The following is a 19562-nucleotide window of genomic DNA, read 5'->3' as shown; positions in this document are numbered from 1 at the left end:
CGGCCTCCCTCGATCGGGGGAGCGGATTCTCCCGCCTTCCCGCGATGTGCGTCCGCGCCCCCGAAGTCAGGATCGTGCCCTGAGCAGTTGACCAAAGGACGTCTGATGAACACGCACGGAATGACGAACACGTACGGAATGCAGATGCCGCCGCATCGCACGGCATCGACCAATGGCCTGGCCCGGGCCGCCATGGTGCTCGGCGTCATCGGCTTGAGCACGTCGATCTTCTTCATCGGCGGCCTGATCGGCGGCATCGGCCTGATCCTGGGCATCGTCGCCCTGACGACGGCCAAGCGGACCGGTGCCGGCCGGGGCAAGGCCCTCACCGGCGTGGTGACGTCGATCATCGCGATCGTGGTGTCCGCCCTGGTCGCCGTCTTCTTCGTCTGGTACGCCAACAAGACGCAGGAGTGCTATCAGCCCGACAGTTTCCAGCAGTACAAGCAGTGCGTCCGCCAGCAGCTCACCGGGGAATGACCACTGTGCGAAACACACGAATTCGCTCTCTTCTGGTCGTCGGTACCGTGGCGGCATTCCTTTCGGCACTCATACCGGAAACGGCCCCTTCTGGATCCCATGCCTCCGCGGCCGAGGACCCGCTGCGGCCGTACACGCAACAGACGCCGCGATGGCAGCGCTGCGACGCGAAGAACCCCGCCGCCTATCAGTGCGCGACGCTCAAGGTGCCGCTGGACTACGGCGATCCCGGAGGCAGGAAGACGGACATCGCGATATCCCGGCTCAAGGCGAGCAGTGCGAAGGAACGTCGTGGCGTTCTGCTGCTCAATCCCGGCGGCCCCGGCGGGCCGGGTCTGGATCTGCCCGTCAGCGTGGGCGCGGACTTTCCCAAGGAAGTGAAGAGACGGTACGACCTCATCGGGTTCGACCCGAGGGGCGTCGGGCGGAGCTCGCCCGTCAGCTGCGGTCTGACCGCCGGCGAACAGGACCTGGAGCGCCCGTACAGGGCCGGGACCTTCGCGAAGGACGTGCGGTGGGCCCGTACGGTGGCCGCGAAGTGCCGGGCCGGGGAAGGTGACAGGCTGCGCCACCTCACCACCCGCAACACCGCTCGGGACATGGACGTCATCCGTGCCGTGCTGGGGGAGAAGAAGATCTCCTACCTGGGGTTCTCCTACGGCACCTACCTCGGTGCCGTCTACGCGCAGATGTTCCCCCGGCGCGCCGACCGGTTCGTCCTCGACAGTGCGGTCGACCCCGCGCGGTACGGGCGGGGCATGTTCCGGGCGATGGCGCAGAGGGCCGAGCCCGCCTTCACGCGCTGGACCCGATGGACTGCCCGGCGGCACGCGACGTACGCACTGGGCCGCACCCCGGCCGAGGTCCGCAAGACGTTCTGGGACCTCGTCGCCCGGGCCGACCGCACCCCCGTCGACTACGGGGGGACGCGCTTCACCGGTGACGCCGTTCGCGCCCAGCGCGCCATGTTCTCCCGCGTTCAGAAGGCCGCCGCATGGGTCGCCGGGCTGAAGAAGGCGGCCGAGGGCAGGAAGCCCGAGCCCTCCGGCACGCCCGAGCAGGCCCCGGGCCCCGTCCGGCCGGAGTCCGCCCGTGACGTCCCCCCGGACAATGAGACCGCGAGCGCCTGGGCCGTCCTCTGCGCCGACACCCGCACGTCGTGGCCGCGCGACCCCGAGCGGTACCGCCGCGACGCGATCCGCGACAAGGCCCGGTACCCGCTGTCCGGCGACTTCGACTCCCACATCAAGCCGTGTGCCTTCTGGAAGCCGGGCAGCGAACCCAGGACGACAGTGGCCAACAGGCTCCGTGCACTCGTCCTGCAGAACGAATGGGACCCTGCCACGCCCCCGGCCGGCGGCCACGCCATGCACCGGGCCCTGCGCGGATCCCGGATGGTCACCGTCGCGGGCGGAGAGGGGCACATCGTGTACGGCACCAACTCCTGCGCGGACAGGAGCGCCACGGTCTACCTGACCACGGGCAGGCTCCCGGCCGAGGACCTGACCTGCCGAGCGCCCGCGGCGTAACGGGGTCTTACTGGCGTGGAAGGGTCTTGCAGGAGCAGGAGGGTCTTACAGGCGTGCCGCCTTCAGGACCATGTGCAGCAGAAGCCGGTCCTCGCCCTCGTCCAGGTCGAGCTTCGTGAGCTGCTCCACGCGCGAGAGGCGGTAGTAGAGGGTCTGGCGGTGGATGCCGAGCTCCGCCGCCGCGCGGCCCGCCTGGCCCGCGCAGTCGAGGAACACCTCGGCGGTGCGGGCCAGTTCGCGGTTGCTGGGGGAGAGCAGCTCGCGGGCCACGGCGTCCCGGGCCGCCTGCGGGGGCAGGGACGTCAGGAGGCGGTAGGGGCCGATGTCCGACCAGCGCGCGAGCGGCGCGAGACGCGGTTCGGCGAGCGCCGCGCGCGCCGCCGCCGACGCCTCCGACCAGGCCGCCCCCAGGTCGTCGAGGCCCGCCCGCGCGTCGGCGACCCCGGCCGCCGCGCCCGCACCGGCCGCCGCGACAAGACGGGTGGCCGCGGTGAGCGCCGGGGTGGGCGCGTCCGGTGACCTCAGCCGCACCATCGCCGCGAGCGACTGCCCCACCGGACCGGTGAGCGACTGCTCCAGCGCGCCGGTCGTGGCCCACGGCACCGTGCACAGCGCCGTCGCCCCCGGCACCGTCCGCAGCGCGGGCGCGCCGTCGGGTTGCGCGGAGGGCCAGGGCGCCACGCACACCACCGCGTGCAGTTCGTCCCCGCGCGCCCCGAGCGCCGTCCGGAGCGCCGCCACCGCCATGTCCCGCTGCCAGCCGCGCTCGGCGGTCAGGACGGCCCGGAACTCGCGGGTCAGGTCCGCGCCCGCCTGGGCCTCGTCGGCGAGCAGCGCGCCGATGCGGGCGGCCACCTCCATGGCGGCGCCCAGCTGCGCGTCCGTGGGGCCCGGGTCGTCGTCGAGCAGCCACACGTAGCCCAGGGCGTAGCCGCGGTGGCGCACCGGGAGGCAGATCCGGCCGCGGTGCACGCCCGCCTCCGGCGTCGGCGGGATGCGGACGGGGCTCGTGGCGCGCGTGATGCCGAAGCTCTCGAACCAGGCGCGCACGGCCGTGGTGGAGCGGCGCGTGAGGATCGAGCGGGTCCTGACCGGGTCGAGGTCCGCGCTGTCGAAGCCGCCGTCGCCGCCCTCGCCGCCGTCGTGCGCGCCGAACGCGATCAGCTCGAAGTCGCGGTTCTCCAGGGTCGCCGGGGCGCCGAGCAGGGCCGAGATCTCGTCGACAAGTTCCTGGTAGTCGCCTTTCACAGAGCCATTCTCGCGCAGCCGGGCCCCGCCTTCAGACATATGTCTGAGATCCGGGCCACGGATGCGTGACAGGTGTCGATAGCCCAGGATCAGAGCGATCCTTAAGTTTCACGGTGGTTATCCGTGTCGTACCGAATCTGTGACAAAAGCGATCGGTGCGGCACTCGCTCGTACTCCCGTGGAGGTGCCCGTGCTGGGTCCCGTGATCCTTGCCGCGTCGCGCAGTGACAAGATGCGCCGCTTCGTTTCGGCGGCCCCGGGCACTAAGCAGGTCGTCGACCGGTTCATCGCCGGCGAGACCGTCGACCAGGTGGTCCCGATCGTCGTCGACGCCGCCGACAAGGGCCTTGAGGTCACCCTGGACGTGGTGGGCGAGGACATCACCACCGTCGAGCAGTCGTACGCCGCCCGCGACGCCTACCTGGAGCTCATCGACCGCCTCAAGGACCTCGGCCTCGGTGAGCGGGCCGAGATGTCCGTGAAGCTTTCGATGTTCGGCCAGGCCCTTGAAGGCGGCCACGACCTGGCCCTCGCCAACGTCCGCCCGGTCGTCGAGGCCGCCGCCGCCATCGGCACCACGGTCACCCTGGACGCCGAGGACCACACCACCCTCGACTCGATGTTCGCCATCCACGAGGAGCTGCGGAAGGACTTCCCGCAGACGGGCTGCGTCATCCAGGCCTACCTCTTCCGCACCGAGGACGACGCCCGCCGCCTGGCCGCGAACGGCAGCCGCGTGCGCATCGTGAAGGGCGCCTACAAGGAGCCCGCCGAGGTCGCGTACCAGGACAAGGCCGAGATCGACAAGGCGTACGTCCGGATCCTGAAGATTCTGATGGAGGGCTCCGGGTACCCGATGATCGGGTCCCACGACCCGCGGCTCATCGCCATCACGCAGGAGCTGGCGCGCCGCTTCGGGCGCAAACTGGACGAGTACGAATTCCAGATGCTGTACGGCATCCGCAGCGACGAGCACCTGCGGCTCGCCGCCGAGGGCCACCGGATGCGCGTCTACACCGCCTACGGCACCGACTGGTACGGCTACTTCATGCGCCGTCTCGCGGAGAAGCCGGCCAACCTGCTGTTCTTCGCGCGGTCCGTCCTCACCAAGGGCTGACCCCCGCCCCGTACCGCGTACCGATAACCCCGCATACTTCGCATACTGCGCACCACGCACCTCGCACATAAGGAGCATCGGAAACCATGGATGCCGTAACCCAGGTCCCCGCCCCCGTCAACGAGCCGGTGCACGGCTACGCCCCCGGCTCCCCGGAGCGCGCCCGGCTCGAGGCCAAGCTGAAGGAGCTTGCCGAGAACCCGATCGAGCTGGCCATGACCATCGGCGGCGAGAAGCGCCTCGGTGGCGGCGAGCCGTTCGAGGTCGTCCAGCCGCACAACCACAAGGCCGTCATCGGCACCGGCCGCCACGCCACGCAGGCAGACGCGCAGGACGCGATCGACGCCGCGCTCGCCGCCGCCCCGGCCTGGCGCGCGATGTCCTTCGACGACCGCGCCGCGATCATCCTGCGCGCCGCCGAGCTGCTCTCCACGACGTGGCGCGAGACGCTCGCCGCCTCCACGATGCTCGGCCAGTCGAAGACCGCCCAGCAGGCCGAGATTGACACGCCCTGTGAGCTCGTCGACTTCTGGCGCTTCAACGTGAAGTACGCCCGTGACCTGCTCGCCGAGCAGCCCCCGGCGAACTCCACGGGCGTCTGGAACCGCCTGGACCACCGCCCGCTCGAGGGCTTCGTCTACGCGATCACGCCGTTCAACTTCACGGCCATCGCGGGCAACCTGCCGACCGCCCCGGCCCTGATGGGCAACGTCGTCGTGTGGAAGCCGTCCCCGACGCAGACGCACGCCGCCGTCCTGCTCATGCAGCTCCTGGAGGAGGCGGGCCTGCCCAAGGGCGTCATCAACCTCGTCACCGGCGACGGCATCGAGGTCTCCAAGGTCGCCCTGGAGCACCGGGACCTCGCGGGCATCCACTTCACGGGTTCGACGAAGACCTTCCAGTACCTGTGGAAGACCGTCGGCACCAACATCGAGAAGTACCGCTCGTACCCGCGTCTGGTCGGCGAGACCGGCGGCAAGGACTTCGTCGTCGCGCACCCGAGCGCCGACCGTGCCGTCCTGAAGACCGCCCTGACCCGTGGCGCCTTCGAGTTCCAGGGCCAGAAGTGCTCCGCCACGTCGCGCGCCTACATCCCGGCCTCCATCTGGAACTCCGGCTTCAAGGAGGAGTTCGCGGCCGAGGTCGACGGCATCAAGATGGGTGACGTCACCGACCTGTCGAACTTCATCGGCGCCGTCATCGACGACCGCGCGTTCGCCAAGAACAAGGCGGCCATCGACCGCGCCAAGGCCGACGCGTCCTGCACGGTCGTCGCGGGCGGCACCTACGACGACTCGGTGGGCTACTTCGTCCGCCCGACCGTCGTCGAGTGCTCCGACCCGGCCAACGAGGTCTTCACCACGGAGTACTTCGGCCCGTTCCTCGCCGTGCACGTCTACGAGGACGACGCCTACGACGAGATGCTGACCCAGATGGAGTCGGTGTCGGACTACGCGCTCACGGGCTCGGTCATCGCGAACGACCGCGCCGCGGCCGCGTACACGATGGAGAAGCTCCGCTACGCCGCGGGCAACTTCTACATCAACGACAAGTCGACCGGCGCCGTCGTCGGCCAGCAGCCCTTCGGCGGCGGCCGCGCGTCCGGCACCAACGACAAGGCCGGCGCCCCGCAGAACCTGCAGCGCTGGACGCTGACCCGCGCCATCAAGGAGACGCTGGTCCCGCCGACCGACTACTCCTACCCGCACATGGGCTGACGCCCGCGCGAGGGCTGAGCCCCTCCTGAACCCCGCCCCCGGCTTGGGCCCCACCCCGGCCGGGGGCGGTGTCGTACCCGCTCAGGCCGCCCTCCGGGCGAGGAAGCCGTCGATCAGGCCCGCGATCTGCTCGGCGTGCGTCTCCAGGGCGAAGTGCCCCGCAGGGAGCAGATGGACCTCCGCGTCCGGCAGGTCGCGCTGGAAGGCCAGGGCCCCGGCCGGGACGAAGATCTCGTCGTGGGCGCCCCAGACGGCGAGCACCGGCACCTGGCGCTCGCGGAAGTACGCCTGGAAGTCCGGGTAGAGCGCGATGTTGCTGCCGTAGTCGCCCATGAGGGCGAGCTGGATCCCGTCCTGCCCGTCGCGCGCCATGAACGCCGCGTCGTGCTCCCACGCGTCCGCGCTGAGCAGGCTCTGGTAGCGCTCCGGAACGCCGTGCGTGTACTGCCACTTGATGCCCTCGGGGGACCGGATCTCCCGCACGGGCGCGGCCGTCTCCTCGTTCGGGTTCTTGATGTACGCGAATACGGGCGCCCACGCCTCGGCGCCGAACCCCTCCTCGTACGCGTTGCCGTTCTGCGTGACGATCGCGGTGACGCGGTCGGGGTGCGCGAGCGCGAGGCGCAGGCCGATGGGGGCGCCGTAGTCCTGGACGTACAGGGCGAAGCGGTCCAGGCCGAGACGCTCGGTGAACTCGGCGGTGACGTCGGCCAGTTCGGCGAAGGTGTACGAGAAGTCCTCGGCGGAGGGCGCCGCCGAGCGGCCGAAGCCGATGTGGTCGGGCGCGATGACGCGATACCGGTGGGCGAGCCGCGGAATCAGGTCGCGGAACATGTGCGAGCTGGTCGGAAACCCGTGCAGCAGAACCAGCACGGGCCCGCCGACGGGCCCGGCCTCACGGTAGAAGACCTCCTGGCCCCGGACGACGACGGTGCGGTGGTGAACCTGGGTGCTCATGTCTCTAACCCCTCAATGACTGTTAGCCGGTTGACGCAAGACGAGTCGACCACGACATCACCTAACCAGTCAAGAGAACTTTAAAGGTTAGAGGGGGTGGGATTTCAGCCCGTCCGGCGTTTGAGGACGAGCGCGAAGCGCGGAAAGAAGGGGGCCTGGGGGCGGAGCCCCCAGAGAGAGGGCGGGTGGGTGGGGGAGGAACTTGAATCTGACACCGGTGTCAGCTTCTACCGTTCCGGCATGACGCAGAACAGCTCCCTCCTCAGCCCCCACACCGGCCCCTTCGGCCCCCTCGCCAACCGCATGGTCATGGCCCCCATGACCCGCCACCGCGCCGAGGAGGACGGCACCCCGCCCCCGCTCGCCGCCGAGTACTACGCCCAGCGCGCGAGCGCCGGATTCATCGTCACCGAAGGCATCTGGCCCAGCAGCCGCGGCCAGAGCGGCTGGCGCATCCCCGGCCTGGAGACGGCCGCGCACGTCGAGGGCTGGCGGCGCGTGACCGAGGCCGTGCACGCCGCGGGCGGCCTCATCGTCGCGCAGCTCATGCACGGCGGCCGCCAGGGCCACCCGCTGTCCCGAATCGACGGCGACATCCCCGCGGGACCCTCCGCGGTGCCCGAGCCGAGCCCGGTCCACGTGCGCGACGGCGGCAAGGCGGAGTCGGTCACCCCGCGCGTGATGACCCTCGACGACATCCGCACGGCCGTCGACGACTACGTGGCCGCCGCCCGCAACGCGATAGCCGCGGGCTTCGACGGCGTCGAACTGCACGGCGCCAACAGCTACTTGATCCACCAGTTCCTCGCCGACAACACCAACCTGCGCGACGACGCGTACGGCAGGGGGTCGATCGAGAACCGCATCCGGTTCGCCGTGGAGGTGGTGCGCGCGGTCGCCGACGCCATCGGTGCCGAGCGGCTCGGCCTGCGCCTCTCGCCCGGCAACCCGCAGTTCGGCATGTACGAGGCCGACCCGGCCCCCGTCTACCGCGCCCTGCTCGACGAGCTCGACGGGCTCGGCCTCGCCTACCTCCACCTCACCGACAACGACACCTACCCCGCCCTCGACGACCTGCGCCCGCGCTGGAGCGGCACCCTCATCGCCAACGTCGGCGAGAACGGCGACCCGACCACGAAGGAGGCGGGCGAGGCCGTCCTCGCCGCCGGGCGCGCCGACCTGGTCTCGTACGGCAGGGGATTCCTCGCCAACCCCGACCTGCCGCGGCGGTTCGCCGAGGGCGCGCCGCTCACCGCCGTCGACGAGAAGCACCTGTACACGCTGGGCCCCGTCGGGTACACCGACTACCCGTCCCTGGAGCTTCAGACCTCCACGAGGACCTGATCGAGGGACTTGCGCACCAGGTCGGGGACCTGGCAGTCGACCGCCGGATAGCCCACCGGGATCACCGCGAACGCCTTCTCGTTCTCCGGGCGGCCGAGCACCTGCGACAGGAACCGCATCGGGCTCGGCGTGTGCACGAGCGCCGCGAGCCCGGACAGATGCAGGGCCGAGAGCAGCATCCCGACGGCGATGCCGACCGACTCGTCCACGTAGTAGTGCTTGTGCTTCGTGCCGTCGTCGCCGAGCCAGTACCGCTGCTGGAAGACGACGATCAGCGCGGGCGCGTCCGTCAGGTGCGGCTTCACCTCGTCCGTGCCGAGCGGGCGCAGGGCGGCGAGCCACTCCTCGCCGAGCCGTCCGTCGTACGAGATCTGCTCCTCGTGCTCGGCGGCCTCCCGTATCCGGCGGCGCACCTCCGGGTCCTGGACGAGCACGAACGTCCACGGCTGCTGGTGCGCGCCGGACGGTGCCGTGGCCGCGCACGCGACGGCGTCCCGCACGACCTGCGCGGGGACGGGGTCCGACGAGAACTGCCGCACGGTGCGGCGCTCGCCCATCCGCTCCCTCAACTCGGCCGCGTGCGCGAGGGATTCGGCCTGCGGCATGCGGGCGGGGCGGTAGGGCACGGAGCGGTAGGGCTGCCCGTGGATGGGCGTCCAGCGCTCGGCGCGGTGTCCGGTCTCCGGCTTGTGCTGTTCGGTATCAGGCATGGTCCGATTCTGGAGCGGGGGGTGGCGGGTGCGCCATGGTGCGTACCAATCTGCCTGCTCGGGCCGCGCGGGTCGCGCGGGCCGCTCGGGGTGTACGCGGGTGCGTCCCGTCAGCTCCCACTCGGGTCCGACTCAGCTCCAGCCCGCCACGATCAGGCCGAGGCCCGTCGCGAACCCGCCGGACAGCAGCGCCAGATACGTGCCGTAGCGGCGCCGGAGGCGGTGCGCGAGGAAGCCGAACGCGCCGAAGCCCAGGCCCACGGTGAGGGTGCGCGAGCCGCGCGACAGGGCCGACTCGGCCAGCCAGTCCGACGCCGGCACGCCCGCGCGGCCCGCCTCCGCCGCGTACACCTTGAACGGGATGCCGTTCCACGGCTGGTGGCGCACCGCGGCGGCCGACTCCGCGGCCAGCTCGTGGCGGACCTCCGCGCGCATCCGGTCGGTGGTCAGGGGGTGCGGCAACTGCGCCCCGGAGGCGGCGAGTTGCAGGGCGAGCACGCCGCCCGCGAGGCTGCCCGCCAGGGCCGTGAGCGCCAGCTTCAGTGACCTGCGCGGCACCGCCACGCACGCGATCGCGAGCAGGAGCTCCGGCATCAGCGGCCAGCTCAGCGCCTCCGCGCACGCCCACGCGAACGCCAGGGGCAGGCCCCAGCGGGACGTGACCACGGCCGCGATCCGCTTGCGGGCGCGGGAGTCCCTGAGCGGTTCGGCGACGGTACGGCGGTGGAGTTCCGCCACCGCCTCGCGGGCCTCCTCCGGAGTGACCGTCGGCGGCAGCGGGTCCCCGATGCGGACCCGCACCAGGGCCGGGCGCAGCCTGCCGTGCTTCGGCAGCAGGCGGTCCGTGCCCGCGATGCCCACGGGCACGAGGGGCACCTGGGCCGCCTCCGCCAGGACCAGGGCGCCCTTGTGGAACGTGCCCACCTCGCCCGTGCGGGCGCGGGTGCCCTCCGGGAACAGGACCACCGCGTGGCCCGCGCGCAGGTCGTCCGCCCTGGCGAGCAGGTCCTCCATGCCGCCGCCCGTGCGGCGCACCGGGAAGCCCGCCGCCAGGCGGGCGCAGACGCGGCGCCTCCAGGGGGAGGCGAACCAGTAGTCCGCGGCGGCGGCGATTCGGGGGGAGTGGCGGGCGTCCAGGGCGGCGAGGAGGGCCGCGGTGTCGGCGTGGGAGGTGTGGTTGGCGACCACGACGCATCCGCCCTGCGGGAGTTGGCCGTGGCGGGTCACGCCGCCTGTGAGGGTGAGGAGGGTGCGCCATAGGGTGCGGCGGGTGGCCGCGGCTGCGGAGCCCCCATGCCCGCCCCTTCCCGAACCGGGGGCTCCGCCCCCGGGCCCCCTTTCTTCGCGCTTCGCGCTCGTCCTCAAGCGCCGGACGGGCTGGATATTTCGTCGGCCGAGCTTGGTGGTCACAGTGACACCGCCATCGTCACGAGCAGGGCCAGGAGCAGGGAATCGATGCGGTCCAGGAGGCCGCCGAAGCCCGGGAGCCAGGTGCCCGCGTCCTTCACGCCCGTCTCGCGCTTGACCATGGATTCGAGGAGGTCGCCGAGGACGCAGCCGGCCAGGACCGCCGCCCACAGCGTCGGCGTGAAGGCGTCGACGGCCGCCAGGGCGGCGGCGGTTGCCACGCCCGCGCCCGCCACGCCCGCCCAGGTCTTGTGGGGGGACAGGGGCGACAGGGGGCGGGACAGGAGTCCGCGGCGGCCCAGGGCCATGCCCCCGCACCACGCGCCCACGTCCCCGAACGCCACCGCCACGCCCACCGCGACCGCCGTGCCGTCGAGGAGGACCAGGCCGCTGAGGGAGACCGGGATCCAGAGCAGGGCGAAGAGGGTGCGGCTCGCGCGGGTGAAGCCGTGCGCGGTGTCGCCGGTCAGGAGCGCGGGCAGGGCGGAGAGGACGAGCAGGGCCGCGACCGCGCGCAGGTCGAGCGCGGCGGGGGCCAGCCATGCCGCCGCCGGGAGCAGGACCGCCGTCGACCACAGGACCGCCCGGTCCGCGCGCGGGAGCCCGGCCATGCGGGCGTACTCCGCCACGGCGACCACGCCGAGCCCCGCCGCCAGGGCGAACGCCCCCGCCCGGCCCGCCCAGAGCGCGCCGAGGAACAGCGGCGCCGCCACCGCCCACGTCCGCCACCGCTTGCGCAGCTCGGCCCGCATCCGCACCCGGGACGGCAGCGCCGCCACCGCGACGCCGCCCGCACCGAGCACCCCGGCCACAACGGGCACGGCCCGCCCGGCCAACTCACCGGCAAGAACCGTCACGCTCATCGCGCAGCCAACTCCCCCCGAAATAAGGCGCACCGCGGCCCCGCCGCCCCCGACGTGATCCCCTGGCGGCCAGGGGCACGACCGACCCGGCTGCACCGCCCGCGAGTACGGCGAGGCTCGTTGCGGCTTTCAGCTCACCCCGGGCCCGGGGTGAGGCGCGGTGTGCACCCGCTGTGTCCGCCGTGTTCCGCCCGGCGGTCGCGGGTACGGCTCGCTCGGCTGCCCCGCCCGCGAGCACGGTCAGGCTCGTTGCCGTTTTGAGCTCTGCTCGGGGTGACGTACGGCGTGGGTCCGCCCCACCCGGCAGCACCGTGACATTCATCGGTGCCCCGATTCGCCCGTCGCCGGTGACCCCGCCGGGCCGTCACCCAGCTCCGCCCACAAGCGGGCGCACCGCGTCAGGGCCGTCAGGGTGGAGCCCGCCGCGAGTACCGCGAGTACCGGCACCGTCCATCCCGACACCGCCGCCACGATCACCAGGGCGCAGCGTTCCGTCTTGCCCACCGGGCCGCCGTTGAGGCGGGGTGCGCCCGCTGCCGCGCCGGCCAGGGAGACCCAGGACGGGAGCGTCGCCGCGAGGGCGGCCGTCGCCACCAGCCACAGGGGGGCCAGGGGGAGGAAACCAGCGATGACCAGCAAGTCGGCCGCGCGGTCGCCCAGTTCGTTGAGGAGGGCGCCGCGCCGCGTGGTGCGGCCCGTGTCGCGGGCCAGGGCGCCGTCGAGGTTCGCGCACGCCAGGCGGGCCAGGAGCAGCACCGTCACCGGGAGCGCCGCGAGCGGCGCGGGCAGCCACGCCAGGGCCGCCGCCGCGCCCGCCGCGCACACCACGCCCGCCGCCGTCAGCGCGTCCGGCGACACCGCGCGGCGCGCGAGGGCGCCGCGGACGCCGGACAGCTTCCGCGCGTACCAGGGCTTGAGCGCGTACAGGCCGAGCCCCGAAGGGCCGCCCGACGTGCCAGAGGAACCGTTCATGTCTTCGACTGTGCCGCCGTGCGGGCGACGACAAATCAGGGTGCGTACTCAGATGCCGCCTGAGTACCGTGAGCCGGTGACCACAGAGACCACCCTCCGTACGGCGCACACCGCCGACCTCGACCCCGCCGACATCGCCGCGGCCCGCGCCCTGATGGACCTCGCCTTCGACGGTGACTTCTCCGACGAGGACTGGGACCACGGACTCGGCGGGATGCACGTCCTCGTCCACGACGCGGACGGCTTCCTGCTCGCGCACGGCTCCGTCGTGCAGCGCCGCGTCCTGCACAACGGCCGTTCCCTGCGCGCCGGTTACGTCGAAGCGGTGGCCGTGCGCCCCGACCGGCAGCGGCAGGGGCTCGGCGGGCAGGTGATGAGCGCCCTGGAGCGGATCGTCGAGCGGGGCTACGACCTGGGCGCGCTCTCGCCGTCCGACGAGGGCGAGAAGCTGTATCTGGCGCACGGGTGGGTGACGTGGAACGGCCGGGTCGGGACACTCGGCCCCGAGGGTGTGGAGCACATGCCCGACGAGGACCCGCCGATGCTGTGGGGCGCGGACCTCGACCCCGCGCACCCGCTGCTCATCGACTGGCGCGACGGGGACGTGTTCTAGGCGGGTTCACTCTGGAGCACCCTCCGCGCGCACGATCATCTTGCCCACGTTCTCGCCCCGCAGCATGCCGAGGAACGCGTCCACGATCCGGTCGAAGCCGACCACGACCGTCTCGTCGAGCCCGATGCGCCCGCTCCGCAGATGCGGCACCGCGAAGTCGTACAACTCCTCCTGCACGTCGTAGTAGTCACGCACCAGGAAGCCCTCCATGCGCAGGCTCTTCTCCACGATCTCGGAAAGGTTGCGGGGCGCGGCCAGGGCCTGCGTGCTGTTGTACTGCGCGACCGTGCCGACCCGGATGATGCGGCCGCGGTTCCGCAGGGCGTCGATGGCCGCCTCCAGCTGCTCGCCGCCCACGTTGTCGACGTACAGGTCCACGCCGTCGGGCGCCGCCTTCGCGAGCAGTTCGGTGGCGGGCCCGTCGTGGTAGTCGAAGGCGTCGTCGTAGCCGACCTGTTCCTTCAGGTACGCGACCTTCGCGGCGGAGCCCGCGCTGCCGACGATCCGGCCCGCGCCCATGACGCGGGCGAGCCGCGCCGTGGCCGTGCCGACGCCGCCCGCCGCCGCGGACACGAACAGGTCGTCGCCCTCGCGGAGCCGCGCGATCCGGGTCAGGCCCACGTACGCCGTCAGGCCCGTGCCGCCGAGGATGCTCAGGTACGCCGACAGCGGCACCCCGTCGAAGCGCGGCAGGCGGCGGACCTCCTCGGGCGTCACCAGCGCGTGCGTGCGCCAGCCCTGCCGGTGGAAGACGATCTCGCCCTCGTGGAGGGAGGGTTCGCGCGAGGCGACGACCCGGCCGATGGTGCGGCCCTCCAGGGGCGCGTTCAGCGCGAAGTCGCCGTCCATCATCTCGCGGTGGTACGGGTCGACGGACCAGTAGAGGTTCTCGACCAGGGCCGTGCCGGGGGCGGGCTCCGGGAGTGCCGACTCGGCGAAGGCGAAGTGCGACGGCGTCGGGAAGCCGTGGGGGCGGGCGGTCTGGTGGACGGTGCGGGCCGTGTCGCTGTTCATGCCCCGGACCGTACGGCGGGAATACGGGCCCGTGGCAGAGGGTTCGGCTCATGGAACGCGCCGAATCATGAATGCTCCTCATAGGAGCAGGTGGGACAGGGTGGGAATCCGGTGGCCGAGCACGACCTCGCCCCGCACGAGCTGCGGATCATCATCGCCGTCGAGCGCGCCCGCAGCTTCTCCGGCGCCGCCGGGGCCCTGCACCTGACGCAGTCGGCGATCTCGCACTCGGTGCGCGGCACGGAGAAGAAGCTCGGCACGGTGCTCTTCGAGCGCGGCCGCAAGGGTGCCACGCCCACCGCGGCGGGCGAGCGCGCCGTCGCCCACGCGCGGCGCGTCCTGCGCCTGCTCGACACCCTCGCCGCCGAGGCCCGCGGCGCCGCCGCCGACACCGTCACCGGACCGCTGCGCATCGCCGCGTTCCGCAGCGCGGCCCTGCACCTGCTGCCGCCCGCCCTGACCCGGCTGCGCGCCCGCCACCCCGGCATCGAGCCCGAGGTGCGCGTCGTGCGCGAGCTGGGCCGCGGCACCGCGGGCGAGGTCGCCGACGGGCACGCCGACATCGGCATCGCCACGATCGGCACGACCTCACCGATCCCGCAGGGCCTCGTCGGCGACGTGCTCGTCGAGGAGCCGTACTCCTTCGTGCACCCGGCGGGACACCCGGACCCGCGCTCCCTGCCGCTCGTCGACTGGGCCGAGAACTGCACCTCGTACACCCGCGACTGGTGGGCGGGCCAGGACTGGATACCGAAGGCCACCATGGAGACCGAGGACGACGGCGCCGTCCTGTCGATGGTGAGCGGCGGGCACGCCATGGCGATCATGCCCGCCCTGTCCCTGACCGGGGCGCCGCCCACGGTCCAGATCACCGACCTCGGCCCCGGCCGGCCCACCCGCTCGGTCGGGTACGTCACCACGCCCGAGCAGGCCAGGACGGTCGCCGTCCGCGCCCTGATCCGCGAGCTGCGCGCCCTCGGTGACCGGCAGGGCCGGTGACGGCTGCGGTGACGGCCGTGGCGAGGGCCGTCTCAAATAGTAGGAAGCCCAAGTATTTGTAGAGACAGGAAGCGGAACCTGTCTTAGCTTTGTAGGAGCCGAACGTCTCGCTCGATCAAGCGAATGGCGGCTGTGGGCCCGGCCCCGCGCAGGCGAACCCTGCGGCCTCGCCCCCCGCCCTTTCCGGCGTCTCGTAACCCCTGTATCTCCTGTATCTCCAGATGAGGAGTCGATTCTCCATGGCCGAGACGACCGCCCGCCGAGTCCGCCACGCCACCCGCACCACCGACGCCGAGCGCAAGAACGCCGCCGCCGCCCTCCAGCGCGCCCTCGACCGCAGGGACAACGGCGGCGAGACGGGTCACTGAGTCACCGGCCCGAGCGCCCGCGCACGATCTCGAAGTGGTCCACGCGTTCGCCGCTCTCGGCGAGCGCCGAGACCGTGAGCTTCGGGTGCGCCCCGGCCGTCACCTCCACCGCGAGGAACGAGAAGCCGGTGTAGCGCACGCGTGACCACTCCACGGTGTCGGGGTCGGGGACGCGCAGCTTGGTCCAGTGGAACGTGAGGACCGACTCGCGGTCCCGCACCCGGCCCTCGTAGCTGTCCTTCACCCCGGCCGGGAAGCTGTACAGGTCCTTGCCGGCGCCGCCCGCGGTGACGTACACGATGCCGTCGCGCGTCGGATCGGTCGACGCGCCGACCGGCACGGCCCTGCCGACCTCGCCGTCCTTGATGGCGTCGGTCCGCTCGTACACGTGGTTGTGGCCGTTGACGACCAGATCCACCTGGTGCTTGGCGAACAGCGGCAGCCAGGCGTCGCGCACCCCGCCGTCGGAGCCGTGCGTCGCCGTCGAGTACGCGCAGTGGTGGAAGAAGACGACGACGAAGTCGATGCCGTCGTCCGCGCGCAGCTCGCCGAGGCGCTTGTCCAGCCAGGCGGTCTGCCTGCCGTCCGAGTAGCCCTTGTTGGCGGGAATCTCGTACGAGACGTCGTTGGCGTCGAGCGCCACGACGCCGACGTTGCCGTAGCGGAACGAGTAGACGCCCGGCGCGTTCCGCGGGTCGAAGCCGTTCTCGGGCAGCGACCAGCGGGCCGACTGGCCGCCGTAGCCGTTCGGCGAGTACCAGGCCTCCATGTCGTGGTTGCCGGTCGTCACCATCCACGGCACGGACTTCGCCACCGACTCCGTCTGCGCGAGGAACTGGTCCCACACCCGCGCGTCGTACCGGTCGGAGTCCTTGCCGTGCCCGGTGGTGTCCGCGTAGCAGATGTCGCCCGCGTGCAGGTGGAACGCCGGGTTCTGGCCCAGGATCAACTGGTCGTTGGCGAGGGCCTCGTAGCTCACGCCCTGGTCGCCGAAGGCCGTGAAGACGAACGTCTCCGGCCGCGCCGGGGCCGTGCGGAACGAGCCGATCGTGGCCATCCGCTCCGGCGACGCCGGGTCGAAGCCGTCGTGCCCGACGCCGTAGTAGTACGTCGTGCCGGGCTTCAGGCCGTCGAGGGCCGCGTGCAGGTAGTACTGCTCGACCGCGGGCAGCTTCTTCGAGAGCGAGGGCGTGTGCAGGTCCCGCACCTCCGCCTCGATCTTCTGGCTCAGCTCCCACGGCTTCGGCCCGACCCGCACATAGGGGGACGTGACCGCGAACGGCACCTGCCAGGAGATCCGCATCTGCGTCTTCGGGTCGGCGCCGAAGGCCAGATGGCGGCCGAAGGGCGCGACGAGCCTGCCGTCGACCTTGACCGGCGCGGGCGGCGACGCGAGCGGGTGCGCGGCGTTCGGGCGCTCGGCGTACGCGCTGCCGGAGCTGCCGGCGAGCAGCCCGATGCCGCCCGCGACGCCCGCGGTCGCGAACGAACCGGCGAGCACCTTGCGGCGGGAGAGCTTCCCGCGCAGGTAAGCGTGCTGCTCGGGCATGCTCATGCGCCGCGCGAGCCGCTCGGGTATGCCGACGTTGGGGACGGGGGGTCCGGGGGGTGTCCCCCTGGAAGGCACGGTCATGACGGGACAACTTCCCAGTAACTCCCAACTTCCGCCGGTCGTTTGCGTGAACGGAGTCTGACCGTCGGGAGACTGTCCGCATGGCGGACAGCACGTGTCATTCCCTGGGACAGGGAGTACGGTGCCGTCATGTCTCGCAGCATCAATCTCGCAGTGATCCCCGGTGACGGGATCGGCCAGGAAGTCGTGACCCAGGGACTCAAGGTCCTCAACGCCGTCCTCCCGCAGGATGTGAAGCTGGAGACCAAGGAGTACGACTTCGGCGCCCGGCGCTACCACGCCACGGGTGAGACCCTCACCGACGCCGACCTCGACGCGCTCAAGAAGCACGACGCGATCCTGCTCGGCGCGATCGGCGACCCGTCGGTGCCCTCCGGCGTCCTGGAGCGCGGCTTCCTGCTCAAGCTGCGCTTCGCCTTCGACCACCACGTCAACCTCCGCCCCTCCACGCTCCTTCCGGGCGTCGCGACGCCGCTCGCGGGGCAGCCGGAGATCGACTTCGTCGTCGTGCGCGAAGGCACCGAGGGCCCCTACACGGGCAACGGCGGCACGATCCGCAAGGGCACCCCGCACGAGGTCGCCACCGAGGTGTCCGTGAACACGGCCTTCGGCGTGGAGCGCGTGGTCCGCGACGCCTTCGCCCGCGCCCAGGCGCGCCCCCGCAAGAAGCTGACCCTCGTCCACAAGAACAACGTCCTCGCCTACGCCGGACACCTGTGGACGAACGTCTTCAACGCGGTGGCCGAGGAGTTCCCCGAGGTCACCACGGACTACATCCACGTCGACGCGGCGACGATCTACCTCGTCACCGACCCGGGCCGCTTCGACGTGATCGTCACCGACAACCTCTTCGGCGACATCATCACCGACCTCGCCGCGGCCGTCTCCGGCGGCATCGGCGTCGCGGCCTCCGGCAACATCAACCCGAGCCGCGAGTTCCCGTCGATGTTCGAGCCCGTGCACGGCTCGGCGCCCGACATCGCGGGCCAGGGCAAGGCCGACCCCACCGCGACCGTCCTGTCCGTCGCCCTCCTCCTGCGCCACCTCGGCTACGACGCCGAGGCGAGCAGGGTCGAGCAGGCCGTCGCCGCCGACCTCGGCGCCCGCGGGGCCACGACTCGTACCACCGACGAGATCGGCGACGCGCTCGCCGTACGCGTAGCGGGCTGACCCGACGGCAGTCGACTCCGCACCACGGAGCCGCCGGGTCGCTTCGGGCACCCGGCGGCTTCTCGTTCCCGGCCACCGGGTGTCACCATCGGATGCCAGGGGCCGCAGATCCCCGCCGTTTCGTACCCGCAGACCCACGAGCGATAATCGGACGTGGGGCCGCGAAACGGCGCATGCCCGGACGCCGCGAGGACGCGTCAGGGGCTGAGCGCGGTCCGTCACACACAAACCGGTGAAGGACACGCAACCATGACGACGCCCACGATCGAGCTCAAGCCCTCCTCGACCCCGGCATCCGCCGCGGATCGCGAGGCGGTCCTCGCCAACCCCGGGTTCGGCCGCCACTTCACCGACCACATGGTGACCATCCGCTGGACCGAGGGCCGCGGCTGGCACGACGGCCAGCTCGTGCCGTACGGCCCGCTCTCGCTCGACCCGGCGACGAACGTCCTGCACTACGCGCAGGAGATCTTCGAGGGCATGAAGGCCTACCGGCAGCCCGACGGCTCGGTCGCCCTCTTCCGCCCCGAGGCCAACGCGCGCCGCTTCCAGTCCTCCGCGCGCCGCCTCGCGATGCCGGAGCTGCCCGTCGAGACCTTCATCGAGGCCTGTGACGCCCTGGTGCGCCAGGACCTCGACTGGGTGCCCGCGCACGGCGGCGAGGAATCCCTCTACCTGCGTCCCTTCATGATCGCGACCGAGGTGGGGCTCGGCGTGAAGCCCGCCAACGAGTACCTCTTCGTGGTCATCGCGTCCCCCGCCGGCGCCTACTTCCCCGGCGGCGTCAAGCCCGTCTCGATCTGGCTCTCCGAGGACCGCGTGCGCGCCGTCCCCGGCGGCATGGGCGACGCCAAGACCGGCGGCAACTACGCCGCGTCGCTGCTCGCGCAGGCCGAGGCCGCCGAGAAGGGCTGCGACCAGGTCGCCTACCTCGACGCCGTCGAGCACAAGTGGGTCGAGGAACTGGGCGGCATGAACCTGTACTTCGTGTACGGCGCTGCATCCAATGAGAAGCCAGTGATCGTCACCCCGTCCCTCTCCGGCTCCATCCTGGAGGGCATCACCCGTGACTCCCTCCTCTCCGTCGCCCGCGACCTCGGCTACGAGTCCAAGGAGGCCCGCGTCTCCATCGACCAGTGGCAGGCCGACACGGAGAACGGCAGCCTGACCGAGGTCTTCGCCTGCGGGACCGCCGCCGTGATCACGCCGGTCGGTACGGTCAAGGCGCGGCGCGGGGAGTGGGCGCAGAGCGGTGGCCGGCCCGGGGAGGTCACGATGAAGCTGCGGGAAGCGCTGCTCGACGTCCAGCGCGGCGTCGCCGAGGACCGGCACGGCTGGATGCACCGCCTGGGCTGATCCCTCGCGGGGGCGCCCCAGACCCGCCCCTTCCCGAACCAGGGGGCTGCGCCCCCTGGACCCC

The 19562-nt window shown here is 72.1% G+C and carries 18 protein-coding genes; 10 read left to right on the top strand and 8 right to left on the bottom strand.

The window, feature by feature from the left end; genetic code table 11:
- The first annotated feature begins 105 nt into the window (after positions 1-105).
- Positions 106-480, top strand: a complete 375-nt coding sequence (locus ACFWZ5_RS28880; RefSeq protein WP_384805502.1) for a DUF4190 domain-containing protein — start codon at positions 106-108, stop codon at positions 478-480.
- Positions 477-2009: an alpha/beta hydrolase gene (locus tag ACFWZ5_RS28875; RefSeq protein ID WP_384805500.1), complete on the top strand. Its 1533-nt coding sequence runs from the start codon at positions 477-479 to the stop codon at positions 2007-2009. Before ACFWZ5_RS28880 ends, ACFWZ5_RS28875 begins: the two co-directional genes overlap by 4 nt.
- 45 nt (positions 2010-2054) lie before the next feature.
- Here the strand turns inward: ACFWZ5_RS28875 and ACFWZ5_RS28870 are convergent, their stop codons facing one another.
- Positions 2055-3296 carry a PucR family transcriptional regulator gene (locus ACFWZ5_RS28870; protein ID WP_384891531.1) on the bottom strand — a complete coding sequence of 414 codons (1242 nt, stop codon included), beginning with the start codon at positions 3294-3296 and terminating at the stop codon, positions 2055-2057.
- Between the two features lie 151 nt (positions 3297-3447).
- On the opposite strand from ACFWZ5_RS28870, the gene ACFWZ5_RS28865 reads away from it, so the two are divergent.
- Together ACFWZ5_RS28865 and pruA are read left to right on the top strand one after the other, a co-directional pair.
- The gene (locus ACFWZ5_RS28865; RefSeq protein WP_384800860.1) at positions 3448-4374 is read left to right on the top strand and encodes a proline dehydrogenase family protein; all 927 of its coding nucleotides are present in this window, start codon (positions 3448-3450) and stop codon (positions 4372-4374) included.
- 86 nt (positions 4375-4460) lie between these two features.
- Positions 4461-6092, top strand: coding sequence for an L-glutamate gamma-semialdehyde dehydrogenase (gene pruA / locus ACFWZ5_RS28860; protein ID WP_384800857.1), 1632 nt, complete (start codon positions 4461-4463; stop codon positions 6090-6092).
- Between the two features lie 81 nt (positions 6093-6173).
- On the opposite strand, the gene ACFWZ5_RS28855 is transcribed toward pruA, so the two are convergent.
- On the bottom strand, positions 6174-7049 hold the full coding sequence (locus ACFWZ5_RS28855; protein WP_384800854.1) for an alpha/beta fold hydrolase: 876 nt from the start codon (positions 7047-7049) through the stop codon (positions 6174-6176).
- Positions 7050-7289: 240 nt separating this feature from the next.
- Here ACFWZ5_RS28855 and ACFWZ5_RS28850 point away from each other — a divergent pair, with 240 nt between their 5' ends.
- On the top strand, positions 7290-8393 hold the full coding sequence (locus ACFWZ5_RS28850) for an alkene reductase (protein ID WP_384800851.1): 1104 nt from the start codon (positions 7290-7292) through the stop codon (positions 8391-8393).
- On the opposite strand, the gene ACFWZ5_RS28845 is transcribed toward ACFWZ5_RS28850, so the two are convergent.
- From ACFWZ5_RS28845 to ACFWZ5_RS28830, 4 genes are all read right to left on the bottom strand, one after another.
- A complete protein-coding gene (locus ACFWZ5_RS28845; protein WP_384800848.1) occupies positions 8372-9103 on the bottom strand; it encodes a nitroreductase family protein in 732 nt (243 codons plus the stop codon). The genes ACFWZ5_RS28850 and ACFWZ5_RS28845 overlap by 22 nt on opposite strands.
- Before the next feature lie 132 nt (positions 9104-9235).
- A complete protein-coding gene (locus tag ACFWZ5_RS28840; RefSeq protein ID WP_384800845.1) occupies positions 9236-10330 on the bottom strand; it encodes a lysophospholipid acyltransferase family protein in 1095 nt (364 codons plus the stop codon).
- 179 nt (positions 10331-10509) lie between these two features.
- Positions 10510-11373: a phosphatidate cytidylyltransferase gene (locus ACFWZ5_RS28835; RefSeq protein ID WP_384800842.1), complete on the bottom strand. Its 864-nt coding sequence runs from the start codon at positions 11371-11373 to the stop codon at positions 10510-10512.
- A gap of 318 nt (positions 11374-11691) precedes the next feature.
- Entirely contained in the window at positions 11692-12345 is a 654-nt protein-coding gene (locus tag ACFWZ5_RS28830) for a CDP-alcohol phosphatidyltransferase family protein (protein ID WP_384800839.1), read from the bottom strand.
- 52 nt (positions 12346-12397) lie between these two features.
- Here ACFWZ5_RS28830 and ACFWZ5_RS28825 point away from each other — a divergent pair, with 52 nt between their 5' ends.
- On the top strand, positions 12398-12958 hold the full coding sequence (locus ACFWZ5_RS28825) for a GNAT family N-acetyltransferase (RefSeq protein WP_384800836.1): 561 nt from the start codon (positions 12398-12400) through the stop codon (positions 12956-12958).
- Positions 12959-12964: 6 nt separating this feature from the next.
- On the opposite strand, the gene ACFWZ5_RS28820 is transcribed toward ACFWZ5_RS28825, so the two are convergent.
- Positions 12965-13972: an NADP-dependent oxidoreductase gene (locus ACFWZ5_RS28820; RefSeq protein ID WP_384800833.1), complete on the bottom strand. Its 1008-nt coding sequence runs from the start codon at positions 13970-13972 to the stop codon at positions 12965-12967.
- Positions 13973-14083: 111 nt separating this feature from the next.
- Between ACFWZ5_RS28820 and ACFWZ5_RS28815 the strand changes: the two genes are divergently transcribed.
- Positions 14084-14971: a LysR family transcriptional regulator gene (locus ACFWZ5_RS28815; RefSeq protein ID WP_384800830.1), complete on the top strand. Its 888-nt coding sequence runs from the start codon at positions 14084-14086 to the stop codon at positions 14969-14971.
- A 239-nt stretch (positions 14972-15210) separates the two neighbouring features.
- Positions 15211-15339 carry a hypothetical protein gene (locus ACFWZ5_RS28810; protein WP_384800827.1) on the top strand — a complete coding sequence of 43 codons (129 nt, stop codon included), beginning with the start codon at positions 15211-15213 and terminating at the stop codon, positions 15337-15339.
- Between the two features lies 1 nt (position 15340).
- Here the strand turns inward: ACFWZ5_RS28810 and ACFWZ5_RS28805 are convergent, their stop codons facing one another.
- Positions 15341-16972 carry a purple acid phosphatase family protein gene (locus ACFWZ5_RS28805; RefSeq protein ID WP_384800824.1) on the bottom strand — a complete coding sequence of 544 codons (1632 nt, stop codon included), beginning with the start codon at positions 16970-16972 and terminating at the stop codon, positions 15341-15343.
- Between the two features lie 129 nt (positions 16973-17101).
- Between ACFWZ5_RS28805 and ACFWZ5_RS28800 the strand changes: the two genes are divergently transcribed.
- Together ACFWZ5_RS28800 and ACFWZ5_RS28795 are read left to right on the top strand one after the other, a co-directional pair.
- A complete protein-coding gene (locus ACFWZ5_RS28800; RefSeq protein ID WP_384800821.1) occupies positions 17102-18142 on the top strand; it encodes a 3-isopropylmalate dehydrogenase in 1041 nt (346 codons plus the stop codon).
- Between the two features lie 249 nt (positions 18143-18391).
- Complete coding sequence (locus ACFWZ5_RS28795; protein ID WP_384800819.1) at positions 18392-19498, top strand: branched-chain amino acid aminotransferase; 1107 nt, start codon at positions 18392-18394, stop codon at positions 19496-19498.
- Positions 19499-19562: the final 64 nt, after the last annotated feature.

Origin of the sequence: Streptomyces sp. NPDC059003, assembly GCF_042740445.1 — a bacterium.
GTDB lineage: Bacteria > Actinomycetota > Actinomycetes > Streptomycetales > Streptomycetaceae > Streptomyces.
Note: the sequence above shows the minus strand (reverse complement) of the source record. Positions and strands in the feature narration are given on the sequence as shown.